22 protein-coding genes and 1 pseudogene are annotated in these 23,236 nt (G+C 66.0%); 15 read left to right on the top strand and 8 right to left on the bottom strand.

Translation table 11 applies throughout. The features are described from left to right. Nucleotides 1-35 precede the first annotated feature (35 nt). Complete coding sequence (locus tag ACPCXD_RS21865) at nt 36-602, top strand: HPP family protein (protein WP_237451214.1); 567 nt, start codon at nt 36-38, stop codon at nt 600-602. Here ACPCXD_RS21865 and ACPCXD_RS21860 read toward each other — a convergent pair. Both ACPCXD_RS21860 and ACPCXD_RS21855 read right to left on the bottom strand, forming a co-directional pair. Further along, complete coding sequence (locus ACPCXD_RS21860; RefSeq protein WP_423661131.1) at nt 556-1,755, bottom strand: zinc-binding dehydrogenase; 1,200 nt, start codon at nt 1,753-1,755, stop codon at nt 556-558. The genes ACPCXD_RS21865 and ACPCXD_RS21860 overlap by 47 nt on opposite strands. Before the next feature lie 285 nt (nt 1,756-2,040). Then, nucleotides 2,041-2,469, bottom strand: a complete 429-nt coding sequence (locus ACPCXD_RS21855) for an amphi-Trp domain-containing protein (RefSeq protein ID WP_423661130.1) — start codon at nt 2,467-2,469, stop codon at nt 2,041-2,043. Nucleotides 2,470-3,198: 729 nt separating this feature from the next. Between ACPCXD_RS21855 and ACPCXD_RS21850 the strand changes: the two genes are divergently transcribed. Genes ACPCXD_RS21850 through ACPCXD_RS21830 form a run of 5 tightly spaced genes read left to right on the top strand, consistent with a single transcriptional unit; the run spans nt 3,199 to nt 9,771 of the window. Beyond that, on the top strand, nt 3,199-4,854 hold the full coding sequence (locus ACPCXD_RS21850; RefSeq protein WP_423661150.1) for an acyclic terpene utilization AtuA family protein: 1,656 nt from the start codon (nt 3,199-3,201) through the stop codon (nt 4,852-4,854). Continuing rightward, complete coding sequence (locus ACPCXD_RS21845) at nt 4,851-6,449, top strand: acyl-CoA carboxylase subunit beta (protein WP_016691406.1); 1,599 nt, start codon at nt 4,851-4,853, stop codon at nt 6,447-6,449. Before ACPCXD_RS21850 ends, ACPCXD_RS21845 begins: the two co-directional genes overlap by 4 nt. Before the next feature lie 7 nt (nt 6,450-6,456). Continuing rightward, the gene (locus tag ACPCXD_RS21840) at nt 6,457-8,493 is read left to right on the top strand and encodes an acetyl/propionyl/methylcrotonyl-CoA carboxylase subunit alpha (protein WP_423661129.1); all 2,037 of its coding nucleotides are present in this window, start codon (nt 6,457-6,459) and stop codon (nt 8,491-8,493) included. After that, the gene (locus ACPCXD_RS21835) at nt 8,490-9,269 is read left to right on the top strand and encodes an enoyl-CoA hydratase family protein (protein WP_088899186.1); all 780 of its coding nucleotides are present in this window, start codon (nt 8,490-8,492) and stop codon (nt 9,267-9,269) included. Before ACPCXD_RS21840 ends, ACPCXD_RS21835 begins: the two co-directional genes overlap by 4 nt. Nucleotides 9,270-9,321: 52 nt before the next feature. After that, entirely contained in the window at nt 9,322-9,771 is a 450-nt protein-coding gene (locus tag ACPCXD_RS21830) for a GMC oxidoreductase (protein WP_160875438.1), read from the top strand. On the opposite strand, the gene ACPCXD_RS21825 is transcribed toward ACPCXD_RS21830, so the two are convergent. The 3 genes from ACPCXD_RS21825 to ACPCXD_RS21815 form a co-directional block, all read right to left on the bottom strand. Next, nucleotides 9,760-11,166 carry an FAD-binding oxidoreductase gene (locus tag ACPCXD_RS21825; protein ID WP_423661128.1) on the bottom strand — a complete coding sequence of 469 codons (1,407 nt, stop codon included), beginning with the start codon at nt 11,164-11,166 and terminating at the stop codon, nt 9,760-9,762. The genes ACPCXD_RS21830 and ACPCXD_RS21825 overlap by 12 nt on opposite strands. A 165-nt stretch (nt 11,167-11,331) precedes the next feature. Continuing rightward, on the bottom strand, nt 11,332-11,985 hold the full coding sequence (locus ACPCXD_RS21820; RefSeq protein ID WP_423661127.1) for a response regulator: 654 nt from the start codon (nt 11,983-11,985) through the stop codon (nt 11,332-11,334). Further along, complete coding sequence (locus ACPCXD_RS21815) at nt 11,982-13,124, bottom strand: sensor histidine kinase (protein WP_423661126.1); 1,143 nt, start codon at nt 13,122-13,124, stop codon at nt 11,982-11,984. Before ACPCXD_RS21815 ends, ACPCXD_RS21820 begins: the two co-directional genes overlap by 4 nt. Before the next feature lie 121 nt (nt 13,125-13,245). Here ACPCXD_RS21815 and ACPCXD_RS21810 point away from each other — a divergent pair, with 121 nt between their 5' ends. The 6 genes and pseudogenes from ACPCXD_RS21810 to ACPCXD_RS21785 form a co-directional block, all read left to right on the top strand. Then, entirely contained in the window at nt 13,246-14,214 is a 969-nt protein-coding gene (locus ACPCXD_RS21810; protein WP_088899182.1) for an ABC transporter ATP-binding protein, read from the top strand. 1 nt (nt 14,215) lies between these two features. Beyond that, nucleotides 14,216-15,109, top strand: coding sequence for a hypothetical protein (locus ACPCXD_RS21805; protein WP_016696402.1), 894 nt, complete (start codon nt 14,216-14,218; stop codon nt 15,107-15,109). Nucleotides 15,110-15,165: 56 nt separating this feature from the next. Further along, entirely contained in the window at nt 15,166-15,576 is a 411-nt protein-coding gene (locus tag ACPCXD_RS21800) for a LapA family protein (protein ID WP_080597815.1), read from the top strand. 78 nt (nt 15,577-15,654) lie between these two features. Further along, on the top strand, nt 15,655-16,809 hold the full coding sequence (locus tag ACPCXD_RS21795) for a carboxylate-amine ligase (protein ID WP_016696400.1): 1,155 nt from the start codon (nt 15,655-15,657) through the stop codon (nt 16,807-16,809). Nucleotides 16,810-16,931: 122 nt separating this feature from the next. After that, entirely contained in the window at nt 16,932-17,999 is a 1,068-nt protein-coding gene (locus tag ACPCXD_RS21790) for a potassium channel family protein (RefSeq protein ID WP_024100965.1), read from the top strand. Nucleotides 18,000-18,084: 85 nt separating this feature from the next. After that, nucleotides 18,085-18,255 (top strand): annotated as a pseudogene (locus tag ACPCXD_RS21785) (NAD(P)-binding protein); the annotation flags it as partial. 428 nt (nt 18,256-18,683) lie between these two features. Here ACPCXD_RS21785 and ACPCXD_RS21780 read toward each other — a convergent pair. Next, nucleotides 18,684-19,241, bottom strand: coding sequence for a TetR/AcrR family transcriptional regulator (locus tag ACPCXD_RS21780; protein WP_088899180.1), 558 nt, complete (start codon nt 19,239-19,241; stop codon nt 18,684-18,686). Between the two features lie 239 nt (nt 19,242-19,480). Between ACPCXD_RS21780 and ACPCXD_RS21775 the strand changes: the two genes are divergently transcribed. Then, nucleotides 19,481-20,443 (top strand): alpha/beta hydrolase, encoded by a 963-nt coding sequence (locus ACPCXD_RS21775; RefSeq protein WP_160875428.1) that lies wholly within the window; start codon nt 19,481-19,483, stop codon nt 20,441-20,443. Between the two features lie 190 nt (nt 20,444-20,633). Beyond that, nucleotides 20,634-21,170, top strand: coding sequence for an ester cyclase (locus tag ACPCXD_RS21770; RefSeq protein WP_024100970.1), 537 nt, complete (start codon nt 20,634-20,636; stop codon nt 21,168-21,170). A 41-nt stretch (nt 21,171-21,211) separates the two neighbouring features. Here the strand turns inward: ACPCXD_RS21770 and ACPCXD_RS21765 are convergent, their stop codons facing one another. After that, nucleotides 21,212-21,622: a hypothetical protein gene (locus tag ACPCXD_RS21765; protein WP_423661125.1), complete on the bottom strand. Its 411-nt coding sequence runs from the start codon at nt 21,620-21,622 to the stop codon at nt 21,212-21,214. Nucleotides 21,623-21,791: 169 nt separating this feature from the next. Between ACPCXD_RS21765 and ACPCXD_RS21760 the strand changes: the two genes are divergently transcribed. Beyond that, nucleotides 21,792-22,268 carry a 5' nucleotidase, NT5C type gene (locus ACPCXD_RS21760; RefSeq protein WP_016696393.1) on the top strand — a complete coding sequence of 159 codons (477 nt, stop codon included), beginning with the start codon at nt 21,792-21,794 and terminating at the stop codon, nt 22,266-22,268. A gap of 272 nt (nt 22,269-22,540) precedes the next feature. Here ACPCXD_RS21760 and ACPCXD_RS21755 read toward each other — a convergent pair whose 3' ends face one another. Beyond that, nucleotides 22,541-23,050 (bottom strand): hypothetical protein, encoded by a 510-nt coding sequence (locus ACPCXD_RS21755; RefSeq protein ID WP_143543577.1) that lies wholly within the window; start codon nt 23,048-23,050, stop codon nt 22,541-22,543. Nucleotides 23,051-23,236: the final 186 nt, after the last annotated feature.

Raw genomic sequence — 23,236 nt, 5'->3', positions numbered from 1 at the left:
CCGGCTAATGCATTAACCATTAGTTAGGAGTTCGGATGTTCTCCCAGCAGGCCCCAGTCGCCGATTCGTCGCCGTCCATGTCGTCCCCTCCCGTCCTCGACGCGGCTCGTCGTCCCTGGTGGAGGTCCTCCGCGTCACCACGACCGGCCCTGCGTACGGTCGCACTCGCACTGATTGCTGCGGCCCTCGGGCTTCTGGGGCTCGCCGCCCTGACCGAGGTGGCAGGAAGTCCGTTCCTCATCCCCTCGATGGCGGCCAGCATGGCCCTGGTCGTGGGGGCGCCGAAACTTCCGTTGTCCCAACCTCGCAACGTGATCGGCGGCCAAATCGTCTCTGCCGCAGTCGGCGCTTCGGTCGGACTGCTGGGCCAATCGTTGTGGCTCGGCGCGCTCGCCGGCGCCCTGGCTCTGGCTGCGATGCTGCTCGCTCGTGTGCCACATTCCCCGGCCGCGGCGACTGCGGTCATCGGGACCACCGCGACAACAGTCCCCGGCTGGGAGTTCATCCTCCTTGCAGGATCCGCTGCCGCGGTGCTCGTACTCGTCGGCCTTGTCGTCAACCGCCTGAACGGCGCTCCCGAGTACCCGCTGTACATCTGGTAGACGGACGGTGCCGGGGCCGACCCAGGGACGGGTCGATCAGTACTTTGGCTTGGTCCTGGGGAGTGCGCAGGGCCTCGAATGTGGAGGGCACATCGTGTAAGCCGACAGTCCCGGTGACCATCGCTGTTGCGTCGACTTTGCCCTCGGCGAGCAGATGCAAGGTATCGCGGAACTCCAGAGGCGTGTAGGCGAAGACGAATCGCAGATCGATCTCTTTGCCGGTGGCCAACATCGGCCGGAACCGGTCGGTGCCCATGCACACCCCGGCCACTACGACACGGGAATGGAACGGTGCCGATGTCAGGACCGAGTCGAGCATGCCCGGGTTGCCGACGCATTCGAAAATGACCGGACGCTTCGGTGTGGTCGTGCCGAGCTTCTCAGCGATGCGGTAGAGCGGCACCCATCCGGGTAGACGCCGTAACTTCTCCATGGAAGTCATACCCAGCTCGTAGAGTTCGGTACCTGACGTCACTCCAGGTGCTGCCGCATACGGCGAATCTTGCGTGGGGTCGACGACGAGGGTCGCGCCGCATCGTCGGGCGAGTTCTCGGCGGCCGGGAGACGGGTCGCTAGCGACGATCGTTTCCACCCCTTGCGCCTTCAGGTGGCACACGATCGCTAGACCTACCGGACCGCAACCGACCACGATGGCGGTATCACGACGCGAGATGTCGCTGCGCCGTACGGCGTGGAGCGCGACAGCCATGGGTTCGGTCAGTGCCGCGATGTCGGGACTCAGACCATTGGGTACCACGAAACTAAGTGCAGCCTCTGCCAATACCTGTTCTGCGTAGGCTCCCGGCGCTGCCGGGGACAGACCTGTCATGTGCACACCGTTGCGGTCCCGCAGCAGCGGGAACGATACGACCCTGGAGCCCGGTTTGAACCGTCCACTTACGCCGCGGCCACGCTCGGCCACCTCACCGCAGAACTCATGCCCGAAGACGAACGGCATGTCGCTGCCGGCAGCATGTTTGACACCGAGTGCAGACATCGCCTCTGTCAGCTCGTCGATGTGGTCTCTTGCGTGCAGATCCGATCCACAGATGCCGCAACGCACAACGTCGAGGAGCAATTGTCCTCGGTTGGGTCCGGGGGTAGGGATGTCGACGACCGACAGCGTCGCGCGATGGCAACTGACGGCCTTCATCGGTGCAACCTGGACTGTGCGATGGTTCCGCGGTGCGGCATGAGGACGGCGGTCCGGAATGCATCCAGGCGACCTCTGCGTGGTGCAAAGGCGTCCGATACGTCGGCGGACTCCAGGGCACGCGCGAGAAGTTTCCCTCCCTCGACCGCCACATCCATCACCTACCTGATGCGCAGCATGATCCTGAAGTATCAAATGAGATGAAGTAGCTGTCAATGGTGACTCTGCGCTGCATCGTCCCTACGGCGACGAGAGAGGAGGAACGGCGCAGGGGCTGTGCATCGATCAGTCGGCGGCGCGCTTACGTGGCCGGCCACGCCGCGCCGCCTTCTTGACCGGGGCTCGTCGTCGCGGCTCGGTTTGCTGCGGCTCGCCTTCGTCCTCGTCCTCATCCGGGTCCTGATCCGAACCTTCGGCGGTGTCCGCTTCTTCGTCCGGTTCGTCGTCTTCCTCCTCGTCGTCCGCTTCGGCTTGTGGACTGTCGGATGGGGCGTCGCGCCAACTGAATTCGACCTCGATCTCGACCTGGTCGCCGTCCACCTCGATTTCGAGTTCCCATTCGAGTCTGTCGGCGACGACGAGCGAAATGGTGTCACCTCCCGAGTCCAGTTCCACTTCGGATCCCGTCGCCAAGGCGCGGCCGAGTGCAATCAACCGCTCGGATGCCTGCTTTCGGGAAAGTTCGGCCTTCTGCTTGATCTCCAGCTTCGGCACGGCAACTCCTGACCTCGGTGAAGTATGCATCCACGGTATCTGCCGCTGGGTAGGCAGGAGTTGCGAACGACGAGCCGTGACGATTTCGACGTTCGTCGCCCGGGCCAGTTACGTGCGCGCGACCGATCGCGGCGAAAAATACTTCCGGGCGCGATTAGACTTGCCGGTGTCGCAGGCCTGCCGATGATGTCGGGCCCGCTGCCTTGCCGGTGCCGGTTCGTGTGGCGATGGTTCTGTTCGTGTTGCGACGGTCGACGGTGCGGTCGGTGGTTCTTCTGTCAGGAGTTGTCATGGCCCGTTCCGTTCGAGATGAAGAAGGCCGTTCATCGGCCGATGAGGTGACGCTGCACGACCTCGAGATGGTGGTGCAGGCACTGACCGGCCGAGGTGCGGACGCAGATGCCGTCGAGTTCGGGAGCAGTCGAGGAGCCGCAGAGCCGGCCGGACAATCCGACGTGCCGGATGGAAGGCGTCGTCGCCGCACACAGCGGTGATTCCACTCTTGGCCCGGCGGGTTATGAACATGGGCCGCGCCAAACAGTCATGAGTGCTTGCTCCGAGAGCAGCGACATGTGACGCTGACCACATGGTGGAGTTGCGCGAGCTTCTCGACGGTCTCTCTCCGCTCGTTCTTCAGCGGGCACGCAAACCGGTCCAGGAGCGGATCGCGTGAACCGCGTCGTGCGAATCGGCAACTGCTCCGGTTTCTACGGCGACCGTCTGTCGGCGATGCGCGAGATGCTCGAAGGCGGCGAACTCGACTATGTAACCGGCGACTACCTCGCCGAACTGACGATGCTCATCCTCGGTCGTGACCGTCTGAAGAACTCGGAGCTCGGCTACGCCAAGACGTTCCTGCGGCAGGCCGAGGACTGCATGGGTCTCGCCCTCGACAAGGGGGTGCGGATCGTTGCGAACGCCGGAGGTCTCAACCCTGCGGGTCTGGCCTCGGCGCTGCGCACGGTTGCGGATCGGCTCGGTCTGTCACCACGCATCGCCCACGTCGAAGGCGACGATCTCCTCGCTCGCATCGACGAGTTCGGTTTCGACGCCGACCCGCGCCCGCTGACCGCCAACGCGTATCTCGGTGCATGGGGCATCGCGCGGTGCCTCGATGCCGGAGTCGATATCGTCGTGACCGGGCGCGTCACCGACGCTTCGGTGATCGTCGGTCCTGCCGCCGCCCACTTCGGTTGGGCACCCGATGACTTCGATGCACTCGCTGGTGCTGTTGTCGCAGGGCACGTCATCGAATGCGGTACCCAAGCGACTGGCGGAAACTATGCGTTCTTCACCGAACTCGACGACCTCGTCCGCCCCGGATTCCCCATTGCCGAGATCGAGGCCGATGGCGCGGCGACGATCACCAAGCATCCGGGCACGGGAGGAGCCGTCACCGTCGGCACGGTCACCGCACAACTGCTGTACGAGGTGACGGGCGGACGCTACGCGAACCCCGACGTCACCGCGCGCATCGACACCGTCATGTTGAGCCGGGAAGCACCCGATCGTGTCCGCATCACCGGGGTGAAGGGCGAGCCGCCACCACCGACCCTGAAGGTGTGTCTCAACGCGCTCGCCGGGTTCTACAACGAGGTCGTCTTCGTCCTCACCGGACTCGACATCGACGCGAAGGCCCAGTTGGTGCGATCTCAGATGGAATCGGACCTGTCGAGACGGCCTGCCGAACTCGAATGGACTCTCGCCCGCACCGACCGTGCCGATGCCGACACCGAGGAAACCGCGAGCGCTCTGCTGCGCTGCACTGCGCGCGATCCCGACCCCGACGTCGTCGGACGCGCATTCACCTCGACGGCCGTCGAGTTCGCCCTTGCCGGCTATCCCGGGTTCTTCGTCACCGCTCCGCCCGGTCCGGGCACCGCCTACGGTGTCTACACGGCCGAGTACGTCGAAGCGACGCGCGTGCCGCACGTCGCGGTAATGCCCGACGGCACCCGCGTCGACATCCCGGCCGCGGCGACCACCCGGGCCCTCGAACCGTTGCCGGACCCGAGTGTGCCCGCGCCGCTGTCGCCCGGACATACTCGTCGCGTTCCGCTCGGCACGATCGCCGGTGCCCGCAGCGGCGACAAGGGCGGTGACGCCAACATCGGGGTGTGGGTCCGATCCGACGTCGAATGGCAATGGCTTGCAAACACTCTCACCGTCGACACGCTGAAGGGTCTGCTCCCCGAGATCGAACCCTTGTCCGTCACGCGTCATCTGCTCCCGAACCTGCGAGCCGTGAACTTCGTGATCGAGGGAATCCTCGGTCGCGGCGTCGCCTCCCGTGCCCGCTTCGACCCCCAGGCCAAGGGCCTCGGTGAATGGTTGCGCGCGAGATACATCGATATCCCCACCGTCCTGCTGGAGAAGCACACGTGAGCACCTTGATCTCGACCCTCGATCCCGGCTCCACCGAGTACGGCGCAGCCGCCGAGACGATGCGTGCTCGCCTGGCCGAACTCGACACAGAACACGGCAGGGCCCTCGCCGGCGGGGGAGAAAAGTACGTCCGGCGACACCACGACCGAGGCAAGTTGCTTGCGCGGGAGAGGATCGAACTGCTCCTCGACCCCGACTCGCCGTTCCTCGAGCTCTCACCGCTCGCGGCCTGGGGCACCGAGTTTCCCGTCGGCGGCAGCGTCGTCACGGGCATCGGCGTGGTCGAAGGCGTCGAATGTGTCATCGTGGCCACCGACCCCACCGTGCGCGGGGGAACCAGTAATCCGTGGACGCTTCGCAAGACATTGCGCGCCGACGACATCGCGCTGCAGAACCGGATGCCGCTGATCTCCCTCGTCGAATCCGGTGGCGCGGATCTTCCGACGCAGAAGGAAGTGTTCATTCCCGGTGGCCGGCTCTTCCGCGATCTGACCCGGTTGTCGGCGGCAGGTATCCCCACGATCGCAGTGGTCTTCGGCAATTCGACCGCCGGCGGCGCATACATCCCCGGCATGTCCGACCACGTCGTGATGATCGAGAAGCGGTCGAAGGTGTTCCTCGCCGGCCCGCCGCTGGTGAAGATGGCCACCGGTGAGGAATCCGACGACGAGTCACTCGGCGGCGCCGAGATGCACGCGCGTATCTCGGGTCTGGCCGACCACTTCGCGGTCGACGAACAGGACGCGGTGCGCATCGGTCGCAGCATCGTGCGACGCCTCAACCACCGCAAGGCCGGCCCGGCACCCCGGACGGACGTACGCGAACCGCGGTACGACGCCGAGGAGCTGCTTGGGATCGTCCCCGAGGATCTTCGGCAACCTTTCGATCCGCGTGAGGTCATCGCCCGCGTCGTCGACGATTCCGACTTCGACGAGTTCAAACCGCTCTACGGGTCGTCGCTGGTGACCGGGTGGGCACAGGTGCACGGCTATCCGATCGGGATTCTCGCCAATGCGCGCGGCGTGCTGTTCAACGAGGAGTCCCAGAAGGCGGCGCAGTTCATCCAACTCGCGAACCGTGCCGATACGCCGCTGTTGTTCCTGCACAACACCACCGGGTACATGGTGGGTCGGGAATACGAGGAACGCGGCATGATCAAGCACGGGGCGATGATGATCAACGCGGTCGCCAACTCGACGGTGCCGCACATCTCCATCCTGATCGGCGCGTCCTACGGCGCCGGTCACTACGGCATGTGCGGACGTGCCTTCGATCCGCGGTTCCTGTTCGCGTGGCCCAGCGCCAAATCTGCGGTCATGGGCGGTGCCCAACTGGCCGGGGTCATCTCTCTCGTGGGCCGCGCAGCGGCGCAGGCGCGCGGCCAGGCCTTCGACGAAGCCGCCGACGAGGCGATGCGCGCGGCCGTCGAGAACCAGATCGAAGCCGAATCACTGCCGATGTTCCTGTCCGGTCGTCTCTACGACGACGGCATCATCGACCCCCGCGATACCCGCACCGTGCTGGGACTGTGCTTGTCGGCTGTTGCCACCGCCCCGATCAGAGGTGCCGAATCCTTCGGCGTCTTCCGGATGTGAGGTTCCCGTGACCGAATCGACCATCACCACGGTGCTCGTGGCGAATCGCGGGGAGATCGCCCGCCGCGTGTTCGCGTCGTGTCGTCGGGCCGGACTCGGGGCGATCGCGGTGTTCTCCGATGCCGACGCGAACAGTCCGCATGTCGGCGACGCCGATGCCGCCGTGCGACTTGCGGGAGTCACCCCTTCCGAGACCTACCTCGACGCGAAGAAGATCGTCGCGGCAGCGTTGGCGGCGGGTGCCGATGCGGTCCATCCGGGTTACGGATTCCTTTCCGAGAAAGCCGGATTCGCGCGTACGGTGCTCGACGCTGGGTTGATCTGGATCGGACCGCGCCCCGAGTCGATCGAACGGATGGGCTCGAAGGTCGAGGCCAAGAAGATCATGACCGACGCCGGTGTCCCGGTTCTCGCCGAACTCCACCCCGCCGACATCACCGACGCCGATCTCCCGGTGCTCGTCAAGGCATCCGCCGGCGGTGGAGGGCGCGGAATGCGGGTGGTGCGGACATTGGCCGACCTGCAGGGGCAACTCGATGCTGCCCGCCGGGAGGCCGCGTCGGCGTTCGGCGACCCGACGGTGTTCTGCGAGCGGTATCTCGAGAACGGGCGGCACGTCGAGGTCCAGATCCTCGCGGACCACTACGGCACGGTGTGGGCGGTGGGCGAACGCGAATGCTCGATCCAACGTCGCCACCAGAAGGTGATCGAGGAAGCCCCCTCGCCGCTCGTCGACGCGATCGAGGGGATGCGTCCAAGCCTGTTCGACGCCGCCCGGCGCGCTGCCCAGGCCATCGGGTACGAGGGTGCCGGCACCGTCGAGTTTCTCGCGGACCGCTCGGGGCAGTTCCACTTCCTGGAGATGAACACGCGCCTGCAGGTCGAGCATCCCGTCACCGAATGCACGACCGGGCTCGATCTCGTCGACCTCCAGTTCCGCATCGCCGACGGTGACCCTCTCGACCCCGAACCGCCACCCGTGCACGGCCACTCGGTGGAAGCCAGGCTCTACGCCGAGGACCCTGGCCGGGACTGGCAACCGCAGTCCGGCACCCTGCACCGTTTCGCGCTGCCGCACGAGGCACGCGAGTTCGACGTGCTCCGGCGCACCGGTGTGCGCGTCGACTCGGGTGTCGTCGCGGGATCGGAGGTCGGGGTCCACTACGACGCGATGCTCGCCAAGGTCATCTCGTACGCGCCTACCCGCGACCGGGCGGTGCGTCTGCTGGCGTCGACGCTGACGCGCACCGAGATCCACGGCATCGTCACCAACCGGGACCTCCTCGTCGCGGTGCTGAAACACCCCGCCTTCCGTGCGGGGGAGACCGACACCGCCTTCTTCGACACCCACGGACTCACGGAACTGTCCGCCCCGCTCGCCTCAGCGCACGCGGAAGCACTCTCCGCGATCGCCGCTGCTCTGGCGGAGTCGGCCACCAATCGCGCCGCTGCCACGGTGAATGCGGGCCTGCCCTCGGGATGGCGGAATCTGCCCTCGCAGCCGCAGGTCAAACGATTCACGGGCGTCCACAACGACCACGACGTGCGCTACCGGCTCACGCGCGACGGTGTCCACGTCGACGGCCGTGACGACCTCGGCGTCGTCGGCTTCACACCGGATCGCGTGGTTGTGGACGTCGACGGTGTCCGCCGGCATTTCGCTGTGGCGCGATACGGCGACGCGGTGCACGTCGACTCGTCACTCGGACCGGTGCGCCTGACCGCGGTGCCGCGCTTCGTGGACCCCACCGCCCGAATTGCTGAAGGATCACTGCTCGCACCCATGCCGGGATCGGTGATCCGGCTCGGCGCGGCCGTCGGCGATGTGGTGGACACGGGCCAACCTCTCGTGTGGCTCGAAGCGATGAAGATGGAGCACACCGTCACCGCACCCACTGCCGGCACGCTCACGACGCTCGCCGTCGAAGTCGGCGATCAGGTCGCCGTCGGCACCGTCCTCGCTGTCGTCACCCCGCACGACGTGTCCGCACTGGTCGAGAGTCCCGACAGCGAAGGGGGCAACCACATCGAGGAGTTGTCATGACCGAACCCGATCCGGTGGTGGTGCGCTACGCCGTCGACCACGGCGCTGCGACACTGACCCTCGACTCCCCGCACAACCGCAACGCCCTGTCCGTACCGCTGCTGACCCAACTGAGCGGCGGACTCGCCGACGCGGCCGCCGACCCCGACGTCCGCGCGGTCGTCCTCACCCACACCGGTGGAACGTTCTGCGCCGGAGCAGATCTGAGCGGGTCTTCCGGATCCGCGCAGGAGACGGCTGCCGCACGCACCCGCGACATGACGGCCTTGCTCCGGCAGATCCTGGAGCTCCCCAAGCCGGTCCTGGCCCGCCTCGACGGGCACGTCCGCGCCGGCGGCATGGGGCTGATCGGTGCCTGCGACATCGTGGTCGCCGGGCCGGCGTCGACGTTCGCGCTCACCGAGGCACGGCTCGGTCTGGCCGCCTCGATCATCTCCTTGACCGTGCTCCCGCGATTGTCGCCGCGCGCGGCTGCACGGTACTTCCTGACCGGCGAACGGTTCGGTCCCGAGGAGGCATGTTCCGAGGGTCTCGTCACCCTCTCGGTGGCCGATGCCGGAGCTGTCCTGGTGGAGTTACTCGCGGAGATCCGTGCATGCTCACCGCAGGGTCTGGCCGAATCGAAACGCCTCGTCACGCAGCGGATCCTCGAGGATTTCGATCGTTACGGAGATGACCTGGCAGCACGTTCGGCACGGATGTTCGGCTCTGAGGAAGCCGCGGAGGGGATGACAGCGTTCCTGCAGAAGCGGCGCCCGTGGTGGGACATTCGGTGAGAGTGTGTCACTCGAGTTGTCTTCGTACTGGACGCCCGAGAGTCGAGGAACCGTGCTGATCCGCTCATCCGATCCCGCGACTCCGCGGGCCATCCGGACGAACCTCCTGGTCGAACGCGGCGACGTGGACGCGCTCGTACCGGCATTCGAGCGGACGCGCGAGATCATCGCGACCGAGCCGATCGCGTCCAACGTCGAGCGCGAACTTCTTCCCGGCCCCGGCACGGATCTCGAGATGCACCTCAGGAGCACCGCGATGACGATGAATCATCCGTCGTGCAGTGTCGCGATGGGCAGCGAGGCCGACAGTCCCCTCGACGAGAAACGCCGTGTTCGTGGAGTCGAGAGCCTGCGCGTCGCCGACGTCTCGGTTCTGCCTCGGATTCCGCGTGCCGACTCAACGCCCCATCCGTCATGTTCGGCGAACGCTGCGCCGATTCCTTCTCGTAGAATCGGTCGGGCCGTCGATCGCCTCGTGGGATCGGTCGGTTCAGGTCGGTGAACTCACCGGGGTGATGTTGACGTTTCGATGAAAGACATTGCCGGGATCGTATTTTGCCTTGACCGCGGCCAGGCGCGCATACTTGTTGTCACCGTAGGTACCGTGCGTCTGTTCGGTGTCGGCTTCACTCATCACGTTCACGTACGCCCCGGACAGTGCCGACTGCCGGCCGAGATCCCGGCAGAACTCGCGCGCCCAGGACCGTTCGCCGGGCAGCAGGTCCGGGGCGGGGCAGATCGAGGCGAAGAAGACAGCGAAGCGGGGCGTGCGGCTACCGCCGAATGCGGTGTCGTCGTCCGCGACCTCGCAGTACGCGCCGTCCAGGCGGTAGAACAGCAGCGCGGACAGCGGTGAGTTCCTTTGCGGGACATGCTCGACGACCGCGGCGATGGCGTCGTCGGAGAGACTGTCGAGATAGCAGCCCGTGTCGTAGGTGTGAAAACCCCAGGCGTTGGCCTCGTCGAACAGCTTCTGCACATCGGCGAAGGGCATCGGGGTGGCGAAGTCGAACAGCGGGGGCAGAGCACTGCGGAGCCGTGCCACAAGCTCCTCGTGCGCTTCAAGGGCGCCGAACCCGACGACGATCAGCGCGTAGCCGGGGCGCAGGTGGTACTGCTCGGGGACGAAGGGCGCCGGTGGAGCATTGAGCGCGGCGATGACGATATTGAAGTCGCGGGGAAGGGTTTCGATGGTGTCCCGGGCGAGCCGCAGGACCTGCGGGCCGTGTTCGAGCTCCCAGAACAGTAGACCGACCGAGACGAGGGGACCGACCTCGTGCAATCGGAACTCGAATTCGGTAACCACGCCGAAGTTGCCACCCCCACCGCGGATCGCCCAGAACAGATCCGGATTCTCATGCGCCGTCACATGTAGGAGTCGGCCGTCGGCGGTGACCATGCGGGCGGACTCGAGGTTGTCGATGGTCAATCCGGCGCGCCGGGTGAGCCAACCCATGCCACCGCCCAGAGTCAGGCCCCCGATTCCGGTGTGACTGATCAGCCCCGCCGGCACAGCCAATCCGTGCACCTGGGTGGCGGCGTCGACATCGCTCAGCAGAGCGCCACCTTCTACCCGTGCCAATCGGTTCACCGGGTCGACGGTCACCTTGTTGAGGGCACCGAGATCGACGACGAGGCCGTCGTCGACCACCGAGGCCCCCGCGCCGCTGTGCGCGCCGCCGCGCACTGCGAGTTCCAGGTCGTGTTCGAGCGCGAAGGCGACCGCGGCTTTCACATCGTCGGTGCTGCGGCACCGGGCGATCGCAGCCGGCCGACGATCGATGTCGGCATTCCAGACGCGGCGTGCCTCGTGGTACCCGTCGTCGCCGGGTCCGAGCACCACCCCTTGCATCGCACTGCGCAGGGTTTCGAGATCGTCGCTGGTGGTGTTGGGCATGCTGCCTCCCGACGCAGACGGACGGAAACCGCTCGTCGCCCCTGATTCCGGGGCGGTGATACCGATAATTTTAGGACCCTTGTCCAGGGCTCCTGCCGACCTCGTGCCGGGTAGATGAGCGCTGTTTATGCGGAGTCGCTTGCTGTTCGGAGAGAACCGGCGCCGTCACGGCTGCAGGCCCGATCGGATCGCGAACACGACCAGCTGTGCCCGGTCGCGAGCGCCGAGTTTGAGCATCGCGCGCGAGACGTGCCTGCGCACGGTGTCGGGGCTGACGACCAGCTCGTCGGCGATCTCCTTGTTCGAGCGCCCCGTCGCGACCCACGCGACGACCTCACGTTCCCGCGCCGTGAGTTCCCCGATCCGGGGGTGCGGTTGCGCGGTGTCCTGCGTGTGGACGAAGTGCTCGATCACGCGCCGGGTGACCGACGGTGCGAGCAGCGATCCGCCGTCGGCGACGATGCGCACTGCATCGAGCAGGGCCGTCGGCTCCGCGTCCTTGAGCAGGAATCCGCTCGCGCCGGCATGCAATGCCTCGAAGACGTATTCGTCCAACTCGAAGGTCGTGAGCATCACGACGCGGACATCTCGCAGCGCAGGGTCGGCGGTGATCCGGCGCAACACCTCGAGACCGTCCGGTGCGGGCATCCGGATGTCGCACAGAACGACGTCGGGGCGGGTGTGCGCCACGACTGCGAGTGCTTCTATGCCGCCGGCCGCCTCGCCGACGACCTCGATATCCGGTTCGGAAGCGAACAACGTCCGCAGGCCCACCCGGACGAGGGCCTGATCGTCGACGAGCACCACCCGGATGGTCACAGCGAGTCCTCCACACGCTCGGACGCACCGACGGGGAGCACCGCCCGCACCACGAATCCGCGATCGGGTCCGGGCTCGGCGACGAGCGTTCCGCCGAGGGCTGCCGCGCGATCCTCCATCGCACGAAGTCCGAGTCCGCCGGTGGATGCGTCCGTCGCGCGGCCGCGCCCATCGTCGGCGACCCGCACGGTCACCGTCTGCCCTTCACACGCGATTTCGACGATCACCGTATTTGCTCGCGCGTGCCGCAGAACGTTGGTCATCGCCTCCGCGACGATCGAGTACGCGACGTGATCGACGTCGGCGGGCAGTCGACGCGCCGGCACCTTCACGTCGACGTCGAGTCCGGCAGCCCGGATCCGGTCGACGAGGACCGGCAGGTCGGCGAGACCGCGTTGCGGGCGGCGCTCGGCGGTGTCTCCGGTGAGGGTCGTGAGTTCGGCGCGCAGCTCACCGAGCGCATCGCGACTCGTGTCGCGGATGGCGACCAGCGCGTCCCGCACCGCGTCGGGATCGCGCTCGAGCACGTGCAGTGCGACGCCGGCCTGCATCGCGATCACTGCGAGTCCGTGCCCGACGCCGTCGTGCAGGTCGCGGGCGATCCGTAGTTGTTCCTCGGTCGCGGCGCGGCGGACCCGTTCGGCGTTCGCATCCCGCCGCGCCGACCGCCAGAAGCCCACCGCAGCGGCGGCGACGGCGAGGGCCGCGGTGCCGAGCGTCTGCCACATCGCGACCCATGCGGGATATCCGGTGACGACGACCCGCGCCGTCATCCCGGCGACCAGCACGAGACCTGCGATGAGGCCCGGGGTAGTGAGCTCTCGGACCGGCCTCACACTCGCCGCACCGAACGCCGTCAGTGCGGGTAGGAGGAAGATCGGCCCGTCGGCGCCGCCCGTCGCGAAGTACAAGCCCACGAGTGCAGGAGCCGCGATCAGGGCTGTTCGGGGCCATCTGGGAGCGGTCAGCGCGACCCCGACGCATGCCGCTGCGAGTACCCCCGCACCGATCATGGCGGGCAGCGGTCGCATGCTGTTCGCCCCGAGCGTCGCCACGGTGACCAGGGCAGCGAGAGTGACCGCGAACCCGACGCGCAGCATCACCGGGTCGGCGACCGCACGGCTGTGATCGATTCCCACATCTTTCGACGCTAGCCGCGCCGGCCGATCGACGCGGTGCGCATTCTCTACGCAATTCTGCGTAGCTCGATCACGCCCGTCGGCGGACGACGACGGCGCCTTTCCTGACCACGATCGGAGCATGACCGAAGACACCCGAATCACCACCACCGACCCGCCCGGCCGGGTGCACTCCACCGAGACCGACATCGTCGTGGAGACCTCGGCCCTGACCAAACGCTACGGCGACCGCGCCGCCGCCGACTCCGTCGACATGACCGTCCGACGTGGCGAGATCTACGGATTCCTCGGGCCCAACGGCGCCGGGAAGACCACCACACTCCGCATGATCCTCGGCCTGATCCACCCGACCTCCGGATCCGTCCGGGTTCTCGGCAAGCCGGCCGGATCGCGCGAAGCATCAGCGTCCACGGGCGCTCTCATCGAAGGTCCCGGCTTCTTCCCGTACCTGTCGGGACGAGGGAACCTCCGCACCCTCGCACGCCACCGTGGGCTGAGCGACCGATCCGTCGAGGAGGTGCTGGCTCGGGTCGGCCTCGTCCACCGCGGCGGTGACGCGTACAAGTCGTACTCGCTGGGGATGAAGCAACGTCTCGGAGTGGCCGCGGCCCTGCTCGGCGACCCGGAGTTGATCGTGCTCGACGAACCCACGAACGGGCTCGACCCGAGCGGCATGGCCGACATGCGGGCTCTCATCGTCGAACTCGCGCGGTCCGGGCACACGGTGATTCTGTCGAGTCATCTGCTCGGCGAGGTCCAGGAGATCTGCGACCGCGTCGGTGTGATCGCGAACGGGCGCCTGGTGCGCGAATCGACCGTCTCCACCCTGCTCGGCGACGCGGTGCTGAAGGTTCGCGGCACGCCCGTGCATCGGGTGGTCTCGATCGCATCGGATCTCGCCGGAGAGAACGGGTTCGAAATCGACGGCGACTCGGTGCTGTTGGATCTGCCGCCCGATCGCGCCCCCGAGGTCGTCCGCGCGCTCGTTGCCGACGGCGTGGATGTGTCGTCGGTCGGACCGGCCGAACGCACCCTCGAGGACGTGTTCTTCGAAATGACCACTGGTTCCACACCCACGAAGGGGGCGTGACATGTCCGCCTCGACACTCCGTTCGCACTCCGATTCCACCTCACTTGCCGCACGGCACAACACCGTTGCTCGGAGCTTGCGTGCCGAGCTGTACCGGTTGCGTGCATGGCCGGCGATGTGGGCGACCGTCGGAACGTGGTTCCTGCTCGCGATGGTTTTCGGCTACGTGTTCCCGTACGTCTCCTACACGACCGGGACGGCCGGGTTCTCCACGGAAGGGGAGCCGACCGAAGCGTTGCTGCAGAGCGTCCTGCCCGAATCGATCCCCGACGTCCTGGTTCAGGGCACACCGTTGTTCGGTGGCGCGCTCGTACTCGTCCTGGGTGCCCTCATCGCCGGGAACGGATACAGCTGGGGGACGTGGAAGACCGTGTTCACCCATGGCCGTCTGCGCCCCACGATCGGCGCCCTGCTCGCGCTTGCGGTGATCGTTGCCGCGATGGTGGTCGTCACCGCTGCGCTGTGCACGATCGTGTCCGTCTCGCTCGCCGCGATCGAATCACAACCGCTCACGATGCCGTCCGCCGGCACATTTCTTCGCTCCGCGGGTACGGCGTACCTCGTGTTCATGATGTGGGGAACGATCGGCTTCGCGCTCGGCACCTACGCCCGCAGTGCGGCGCTGTCGGTCGGCCTGGGTCTGGTGTGGACGCTCGTCGTCGAGAATCTGCTGAGAGGCGTCGGCTCCGCGCTGCAGCTCGTCGAGGACGTGACGGCCTTCCTGCCAGGAACCGCAGCCGGATCGCTCGTCGGAGCGGTCACCGGGGGAGGGGAGGGCACACCCGGGGTGGTGGATGTGATCTCGGGACCGAGGGCACTCATCACCGTGACGGCCTACATCGTCGTCGCGGTCGTAACCACAGGGATTCTGGTCCGGAGCCGGGACGTGAACTGACCGCGAAGATTCTGCCGGTGGGATAACCGGAACAGGGCCGGGGTACCCGATCGAGCATGACGACCAGCTCGAGGGGCCCCGGTGATCCGAACCCCGACTTCTCGCCGCCCGCGCGACGTAGCGATACTCCGGTACCCCCATCCGGGGCGACACCGGATCCGGACGCTCCCAGCAGGCTGCATCCCGACGTCGCCCGGGGCAAAGGCATCAGAGGCACCCGCACCGGGGCGTTGTGGACCGCCCTGATCGTCGGTGTGTTGATCCTGCTGTTGCTGTTGGTGTTCATCCTGCAGAACCTGGACAGCGTCACCCTCGAACTGTTCGCGTGGGACTTCTCGTTGCCGCTGGGTGTCGCACTGCTGTTCGCTGCGATCGCCGGAGCGGTGATCGTCGGACTCGCCGGGGGTCTGCGGATCCTGCAGCTCCGCCACGCCGCCAACCGGCAACGCACACGCACCGTCCGGTAAGACGGATCCCGACTGCAGTACACCCACGCCGGCCGCTCTTCCTTCGTAGAGTGAGAGATCTCGAGTGGGGAGAACGCCATGGCCGCCACAGGACCGACCGACACCTCTCCTGTGCGCGGCGGGGCGGCGGCCACGATCGGCGTCGAAGAGGAATTCGTCCTGGTCGATCCCCGTACCGGTCGTCCCCTCCTGCGCAGTCTCGACGTGCTCGCGGCCGGACGCACGCTCGGCATCGAGCTCGAGGTCGAGCTCTCCCCGTGTCAGGTCGAGACCGCCACCGCGGTATGTGCACACCCGCAGGACCTACGCGAAGAGCTGCGCCGCTCCCGCGCGACGGCCGCCGACGCCGCAGCGCGCGCAGGATGCCGGCTCGTAGCGGTCGGCACACCGATCTTCGAACCTCCGAGCGGATCGGTCACCGCCACGCCTCGCTACCAACGCATGGCACAGCACTATCGTGGCGTCGCCGACGGCGTGATCTGCGGATGCCACGTGCATATCGGTGTCGACGATCGTGACCGCGCGGCCCAGCTGATCAACCATCTGCGTCCGTGGCTTCCCACTCTGCTGGCGCTGACCGCGAATTCCCCGCTCGCCGACGGTCGGGACACCGGTTATGCCAGCTGGCGATACCTGCGATGGGGGCGCTGGCCGAGCGCGGGACTGCCCCCGCAGTGCGCCTCGGCTGCGCACTACGACGCGGCGGTCGAATCGCTGCTCACCACCGACACGATCCTGGACCCTCGAATGGTCTATTGGGATGTGCGGATCTCCGCGCATCATCCGACCCTCGAGATCCGCATCGCGGATGTTCCCGCGACCGTCGAGGAGACCGTCACGCTGGCCACCTTGGTGTATGCATTGGTCGCCCAGGCGACGGCATCGATCGAACGCGGTGAGCCGACGCCCTCGGTCGACCAGGAGCTGCTGCGCGCGGCGTGCTGGAGAGCCGCGCGGGACGGTCTGGCCGGGCGCGGTGTCGATCTCGGCTCTGAGCAGTTGGTTCCGGCAGTCGACCTGGTCCGGCGACTGCTCGCTCAGGTCCGGCCGATCCTGGAGGAACTCGACGTCTACCGCTCCGTGCACGACGCTCTTTCGGGGACCCTGGATCGAGGTAATGGGGCGATCAGGCAGCGTCGCATTCTCGAGAGCGGGGGTTCCTTCACCGATGTGGTTGCCGACGCGGCGCGACGCACTGTGGAGGGCTGCGGGCCGGATCTGCGTCCGTCATGACCGACACGACAGCCGGGGTGCCCCGCTTGCGGACCGACGTTCATCGGGGAGCAGATCGTCCTAAGCTGACGGGCATGACGGGGATAGTCCGGTGAGCGGCCGAAGGATGGGTGCGTTCGATCATGCCCGGTAAGTTGCGGGTGCCGCTGGGGCGCCCGGACACCCTCACCGACCGTCCCGACTTCGCGCTTGTGGGTGTACTGCGCGTACCGCAGGAGCTCACCAGTCCGGGCCGCGCGATCGTACGCCGGATCGGTTACGCCCTGGCGGCGCTGATGGTGGCGGTGATCGTGGTGTATCTGGGTCGGGACGGCTACCGCGACGTGCAGGACAATCCGCTCTCGCTGCTCGACTGCATCTACTACGCCAGCGTCTCACTGTCGACCACCGGTTACGGCGACATCGCGCCACTGACACCGCAGGCCCGGCTGATCAACGTCCTGGTCATCACACCTTTGCGGGTGTTCTTCCTGATCGTGTTGGTCGGTACCACCTTGTCGGCGCTGACCGCGGATTCGCGGCAGGCATTCAAGATCCAGCGGTGGCGGCGGCGCACCCGCAGTCACACCGTGGTCGTCGGTTACGGCACCAAGGGCCGTAGCGCTGTCGATGCCCTACTCGCCGATGGGCTTCCTCCTTCGGAGATCGTGGTGGTCGACACCGATCCGATGAGTCTGGACGCCGCGTCGCGTCAGGGACTGGTCACCGTGCACGGCTCGGCCACCAAGTCGGATGTCCTGCAACTGGCCGGGGCGCGGCATGCCGCGTCGATCATCGTGGCCGTGAGCCGGGACGACACCGCCGTTCTGGTCACCCTCACCGCGCGCCAGCTCGCCCCGCAGGCACGCATCGCTGCTGCGGTGCGCGAATCGGAGAACACCCATGTGCTGCGCCAGTCCGGCGCCGATACGGTGGTGGTCTCGGCCGAGACCGCAGGCCGGTTGCTGGGTTTGGCTCCCGCTACGCCCACGGTGGTGGAGATGATCGAGGACCTGCTGACCCCGGAGGCCGGTTTCGCGGTCTCCGAACGTGAGGTCGCACCGCACGAAGTCGGCCTCCCGCCACGCCAGTTGCCCGAGATCGTGCTCGGCGTCGTCCGTGGCGAACAGTTGATCCGGATCGATTCCTTCGGGAGCGGTGTCATCGCCGCGGACGACCGGTTGTTGTACGTGCGTCTGGTGTCGAACTGACAACAGGCAGCTCGCAAGCTCGGATCGCATTACCCCCCCCGAGTGAGGGATGGTTCTCGCCCTGTTGTGACAACGCACTGAAGCCATGACCGAGATCAGGAACTCGACTGCGGTAGTGATCGGTGCCGGAGTAGGGGGTCTGTTGGCCGCGCGTGCGCTCAGCGACCGCTTCGATCGAGTGATCGTCGTCGAGCGCGACACGTTGCCCGAAGCTCCGAGTGTCCGGTGGGGTGTGCCGCAGGGTCGGCATGCTCATGTCTTCGCGAGTGTTGTGCTGGGAACGAGAACACGCTTGCGCACCGGTTCCTGCGCGGAATCGAACCTATCCTCGACGAGGCGTGGTCGATGTCTGCCGAGTCGGACCTGCGGATGCCCGTCGTGGCGGGGGATCGGTCTGTGCAGACGAGGCTGATGAACGCCTACCTCGGCCTGTTGTATCGGGCCGGCGTCGGTGACCCCCGAATCGGAGCTGCGTTCGCGCGAGTCGTCCATCTTCTCGAACGACCCGAATCATTGATGCGCCCAACGATGTTCGCGCGCGTGATGTGGGGGACTGCACGTCTTGGTCTGCCGACGAAATCGTGTGACCGAGACTCTGTGTCGGGCGCTGTTGCACGACAGCGGGTGGTGTCGTAGCGGGTGACCCCTGCGCCATGTTCGAAGACACCCTGACTCTGGCCGGAATCACCGCCCCAGTGCGGAATTGATGAGGATTTCCGCCGCGGCACGCGCCTGTGCCGCGGCATCCGTCGTGCCCGCGATGGCCGCGGTGGTCTGAGCGCCTTCGGCGAGGATGGCGAGCTGGGGAGCGAGCGAGTCGGGTGCTCCGGCCTCGGCGACGAGGCGAGCGACGTACCGCTGAAAATCGGCTTTGTGCTCGCGCACGATCTCGGCGACGCGCGGGTTCGCCGACCCGAGTTCGCCGAAGGCGTTGATGAATCCGCAGCCGCGGAAGTGAGGGTCTGCGAACCAGTCGCTCAGGAAGTCGTACACGGCCAGCAGGCGGGCTGCCGGGTCGGCGATCGCGTCGACCTTCGCTTCGACCCCTTTGGTCCACATCTCGTGGCGGCCGGCGAGGACGGCCGCGATCAACTCGTCCTTCGAAGGGAACTCCTTGTAGAGCGCGCGTAGCGACACCCCAGCGGCATCGCGCACGGCGTCCATGCCCACCTGGCCGAAGCCGCGGCTGTAGAAGAGTGCATCGGCGGTTTCGACGATGCGGGTACGGGTCTCCTCGTTCACGCTGCCAGTCTACGCATCCTGAGAACGCTGGTTCTCCAGGCCTTCGTTCGGCCCGGCAAGGGGTCTGTCATGCATTCGTCCGCCGCGTCGGTTGTGGGCGTTCTGCCTCATCGGGCTGGGTTCCGGCGAAATTCTCGGCTCCCTCTTGACGCTGAGAACGGTCGTTCTCTACAGTCGACACCAGAGCGAGAACGATCGTTCTCGATTTCCGGCTCCACCGATCAAGAGGAAGTTCCGTCATGTCCGCGAACCCGAAGAACATCTCCCTCGAGCCGGCCGCCCAAGCGTTCGTCGAGGCGACCGCCAACCCGCCGTACCTCTACCAACTCGCTCCCGAAGACGGCCGAAAAGCTGTCGACGGTGTGCAGGACGAACCGATCTTCAAGCCGGCGATCGATGAGGAATGGGTCGAGGTCCCCGGTGGTCCGACCGGGACGGTCCAGGTTCGCATCGTGCGCCCGGCCGGGGCCACCGGCACGCTCCCGGTCATCGTCTACACGCACGGCGCCGGATGGGTCTTCGGCGACGCCCACACCCACGATCGCCTCGTGCGCGACCTCGCCGTCGGTGCGAACGCCGCCGTCGTCTTCCCCGAGTACGACCGCTCACCCGAGGTGCGCTATCCCCACGCGATCGAGCAGGTCTGGGCCACCGCGCAGTGGATCGCGAGCGCCGGCGCCGACAAGAACCTCGACGGCACCCGCCTGGGGGTCGCCGGTGACTCGGTCGGCGGCAACATGACCGCGGCCCTGACCTTGCTCGCCAAAGAACGTGGTGGCATCGATATCGCCGCCCAGGTCCTGTTCTACCCGGTCACCGACGCCGCTTTCGACACCGCCAGCTACCACGAGTTCGCCGAGGGATACTTCCTCACGCGTGAGGGCATGAAATGGTTCTGGGACCAGTACACGACCGACGAGGCCGAGCGCGCCCAGATCACCGCCTCGCCGTTGCGCGCGACCACTGACCAGCTCAGCGGATTGCCGCCGGCGCTCGTGATCACAGCCGAAGCCGACGTGCTGCGTGATGAGGGCGAGGCCTACGCCGCGAAGCTCCGTCGGGCAGGTGTTCCCACAACCGCGGTGCGCTATCAGGGCATCATTCACGACTTCGTGATGGTCAACTCTCTGCACGACACCTTCGCTGCGAAGGCCGCAGTCGCCCAGGCTGTTTCCTTCCTCCGGGACGCCCTGCACGCGTAGCAAGTTCACGCTGCGGCGCTCGTACGATGTCGAGGCGGGCGCCGCGGCGTAGCGTCGGGACACCAGTGGCCTTCCCGGTGCTACCCGGCATCGTTGTGGGCGGTCGTTCACGTCCGCGTTCGGATGGGTGAGCGTTAGCCTCGGGAGAGGAAGATTCCGTGCAGTATCACCACCGTGCATGGGAGCAGAGATGCCCGATCACACCATTTCCTCGACCCCGATCGCACCGCCGAACGATGCCTCCAAGACCCAACTCGTGCAGTGGGCGATCGGACGCATCAGCGCCCAGGACCTCGACAGTCTGCGCAACTTCTGGACCGCCGACACCACCGTGCATTTCCCTACCGGGACGTGTCACGGTCACGCCGAAATCGCGGCCTATTTCGCACAGGTCTTCGCCGCTCTCGCCGACTTCACCCTCGAGATCGTCTCGGTTGCCGAATCCGGACACGATGTCCTCGTCCACTGGCACCTGACCGGGCAACACGTCGGAACCTTCATGGGCATCGCCGGCACAGGGCGTCGCATCGACCTCGAGGGATTCGACCACTTCGTCGTCGAGAACGGACACGTCGTCACCAACACTGTGCGCTACGACCAAATGGAATTCGCCCGCCAGATCCAGTTGCTACCAGCCGACGGGTCGATTGCCGATCGCGCAGTGAAGGCGGCGTTCAATGCCGCAACTCGTGTCAGGCACCTTGCTCGCCGACGCCAGGCGCGCTGACGGTTCGAACAAGAGGACGAGCACGACGGGGCTTCGTATACCTACCGTCTGCGACCCAGTGCGTCGATCACGAGGGCTGCACCGATCCCGAACATCCATACGTCCTTGGCCACGGCGGTGCCGTCCTGGGTGGGTCGGATCGAGCCGTGCTCGTGCATGCCTGGGGTTTTCCAGTACATGGTCAAAAATCCACCACTGAAGCCCGCGAGTGCGGCCCCAGCAAGCGCGGAGGGCACGAACGGCGTGAGCAGTGCTATACCGAGTGCCGTTTCGGCTGCAGAGAGCGTCTTTCCGAAAGTCTCGGGACGCATCGTGCGGACAGCGGGAACAGCGTTGGCGGCCATGCCTTGTAACCCGGCGGCAGCTTCGGAGGAAAGTGCTCGCTTACCGAGTCCCGAGTTGAGGATGAACGCGCCAGTGGTCAGACGCAGGGGAAGGTGACTCACTCTCACAGCTTTCTCCTCTGTGCGTAAGGTCGAGCGTCGGTTGAAGCATCGGAGTACTCCGATCATCTCGCGGTCGACCGGCAGTCGCCACCTGCCGATCTCTTCGATTCGACGTTCTGTCAGGCCGGGTTTTGTCGGTCTTTCCGCGGTGAGCTGCCGCAGGTATCGTCACGACGTGACTGATCGCAGAAAGATCCTCTACGTCGATCTCGACAACACGCTGGTTCACTTCAAGTCCGGAATCGATCGGCTCGGCGCTGCCGACTTCCATGAGTACCAGGACCGCTATGACGAGGCACCCGGGATCTTCGCGTTGATGGATCCCATCGACGGTGCGATCGAAGCATTCACACTGCTGGCCGAACACTTCGATGCGTACATACTCTCGACTGCGCCGTGGAAGAACCCGTCAGCGTGGTCGGACAAACTACTGTGGGTACAGAAGCATTTCGGCATCGAGCCCACCTCCGTCGCCTACAAACGATTGATTCTGTCGCACCACAAGAACCTCAATCATGGAGACTTCCTGGTCGACGACCGCGACCACAATGGCGCGAAGGACTTCACGGGTGAACTGATCAAATTCGGCAGCGCCGAGTTCCCCGACTGGGATGCGGTTACCGCTCATCTTCTGGCTTCAGCCAGGAACTAGCACCATCTCGCAGGCTGCGACTGTGTCGCAACGATCAGGGAACCTGCAACGCCCAGCGACCAATTCTTCCTCAGTCTCGTCATTTCTTACGGGTTGCCACGTGCAGCCGGGGCCTGGCAGCGGAAGGCACGAGCTACGGACTTTCGCAGTCCGGAGAACACCTTGAGTAAATGCTGGGCTCTGTCCCTAGTTGTCTGGAATGGCAAGTAGCTCGGTTGGTTCGAGGGTTCCGAGAATGCCGGAATCGGTCGAAAAGTCATCGAAATGGGAACTCAGTGACATCTGTCGAAATTCAAGATTTTCTGATGGTACGGACTGACGGTCGTATGTCCGACGAACGAGGCAGTTTCAGTGCTCCCGTCCGAGTAGGTCGCGACTGTTTTCCCATGGTATGTGTTGGCGAAGGCTCCCTGTGTCGAAGTGCTCGCGGCGAGCTTTGCTTCGGTCGTCGCAGTGACCGTGGGCAATGACGGATCCAGCGGAATGCCAGTGATTTTCTCGGTGAGATCCGACCGGATAACTCTTCTTCCGCCCGGATTCTCGAGAAGATGATCCGTAGATGTAACGGTGCTGGTCAAGGTATACATGGGTCCGCCGTTGCACGTCACGGGTCCGTCGAACGTATAGGTATACGTGTATGTTTCGGTGCTGCGCTCGACCGCAGGCGCAGGTGCGGCGCCCGCTACGCCGACCGAACCGAACGCAACTACCATTCCGGCGGCGAGCACGCCCACGGTTCGGTTTGCGCCGATATTCTTGCCACATCGGGGTATGCGTGTCATGTTCATTTCCTCGAGTGCGCGAAGTGGTGAGGATCCACGATGCGATTCGCGGTGCGCGCTGAGATGGACCGTTCGTGGAGAGTTTTCACTTTAGGTGCTTTACGAGGACCTGGGTCGCCATATCCAAAAGATTCTTATTATCCGGCCGATAGATCACGTCGAGCAGCGGCGCGTAGGACCGCTTCA

Source organism: Rhodococcus sp. AB351 (assembly GCF_049538275.1).
Taxonomy (GTDB): Bacteria; Actinomycetota; Actinomycetes; order Mycobacteriales; family Mycobacteriaceae; genus Rhodococcus.
The sequence above is the reverse complement of the archived record's forward strand: the minus strand, read 5'-3'. Positions and strand labels throughout refer to the sequence as shown.

Bases quoted from the DNA above. Each gene is read 5' to 3' on its own strand.
- ACPCXD_RS21790 (WP_024100965.1), top strand. From the start codon at position 16,932: ATGCCCGGTAAGTTGCGGGTGCCGCTGGGGCGCCCGGACACCCTCACC.
- ACPCXD_RS21775 (WP_160875428.1), top strand. From the start codon at position 19,481: ATGTCCGCGAACCCGAAGAACATCTCCCTCGAGCCGGCCGCCCAAGCG.
- ACPCXD_RS21810 (WP_088899182.1), top strand. From the start codon at position 13,246: ATGACCGAAGACACCCGAATCACCACCACCGACCCGCCCGGCCGGGTG.
- ACPCXD_RS21835 (WP_088899186.1), top strand. From the start codon at position 8,490: ATGACCGAACCCGATCCGGTGGTGGTGCGCTACGCCGTCGACCACGGC.
- ACPCXD_RS21825 (WP_423661128.1), bottom strand. From the start codon at position 11,166: ATGCCCAACACCACCAGCGACGATCTCGAAACCCTGCGCAGTGCGATG.
- ACPCXD_RS21805 (WP_016696402.1), top strand. From the start codon at position 14,216: ATGTCCGCCTCGACACTCCGTTCGCACTCCGATTCCACCTCACTTGCC.
- ACPCXD_RS21800 (WP_080597815.1), top strand. From the start codon at position 15,166: ATGACGACCAGCTCGAGGGGCCCCGGTGATCCGAACCCCGACTTCTCG.
- ACPCXD_RS21795 (WP_016696400.1), top strand. From the start codon at position 15,655: ATGGCCGCCACAGGACCGACCGACACCTCTCCTGTGCGCGGCGGGGCG.
- ACPCXD_RS21755 (WP_143543577.1), bottom strand. From the start codon at position 23,050: ATGACACGCATACCCCGATGTGGCAAGAATATCGGCGCAAACCGAACC.
- ACPCXD_RS21770 (WP_024100970.1), top strand. From the start codon at position 20,634: ATGCCCGATCACACCATTTCCTCGACCCCGATCGCACCGCCGAACGAT.
- ACPCXD_RS21865 (WP_237451214.1), top strand. From the start codon at position 36: ATGTTCTCCCAGCAGGCCCCAGTCGCCGATTCGTCGCCGTCCATGTCG.
- ACPCXD_RS21850 (WP_423661150.1), top strand. From the start codon at position 3,199: ATGCGCGAGATGCTCGAAGGCGGCGAACTCGACTATGTAACCGGCGAC.
- ACPCXD_RS21860 (WP_423661131.1), bottom strand. From the start codon at position 1,755: ATGAAGGCCGTCAGTTGCCATCGCGCGACGCTGTCGGTCGTCGACATC.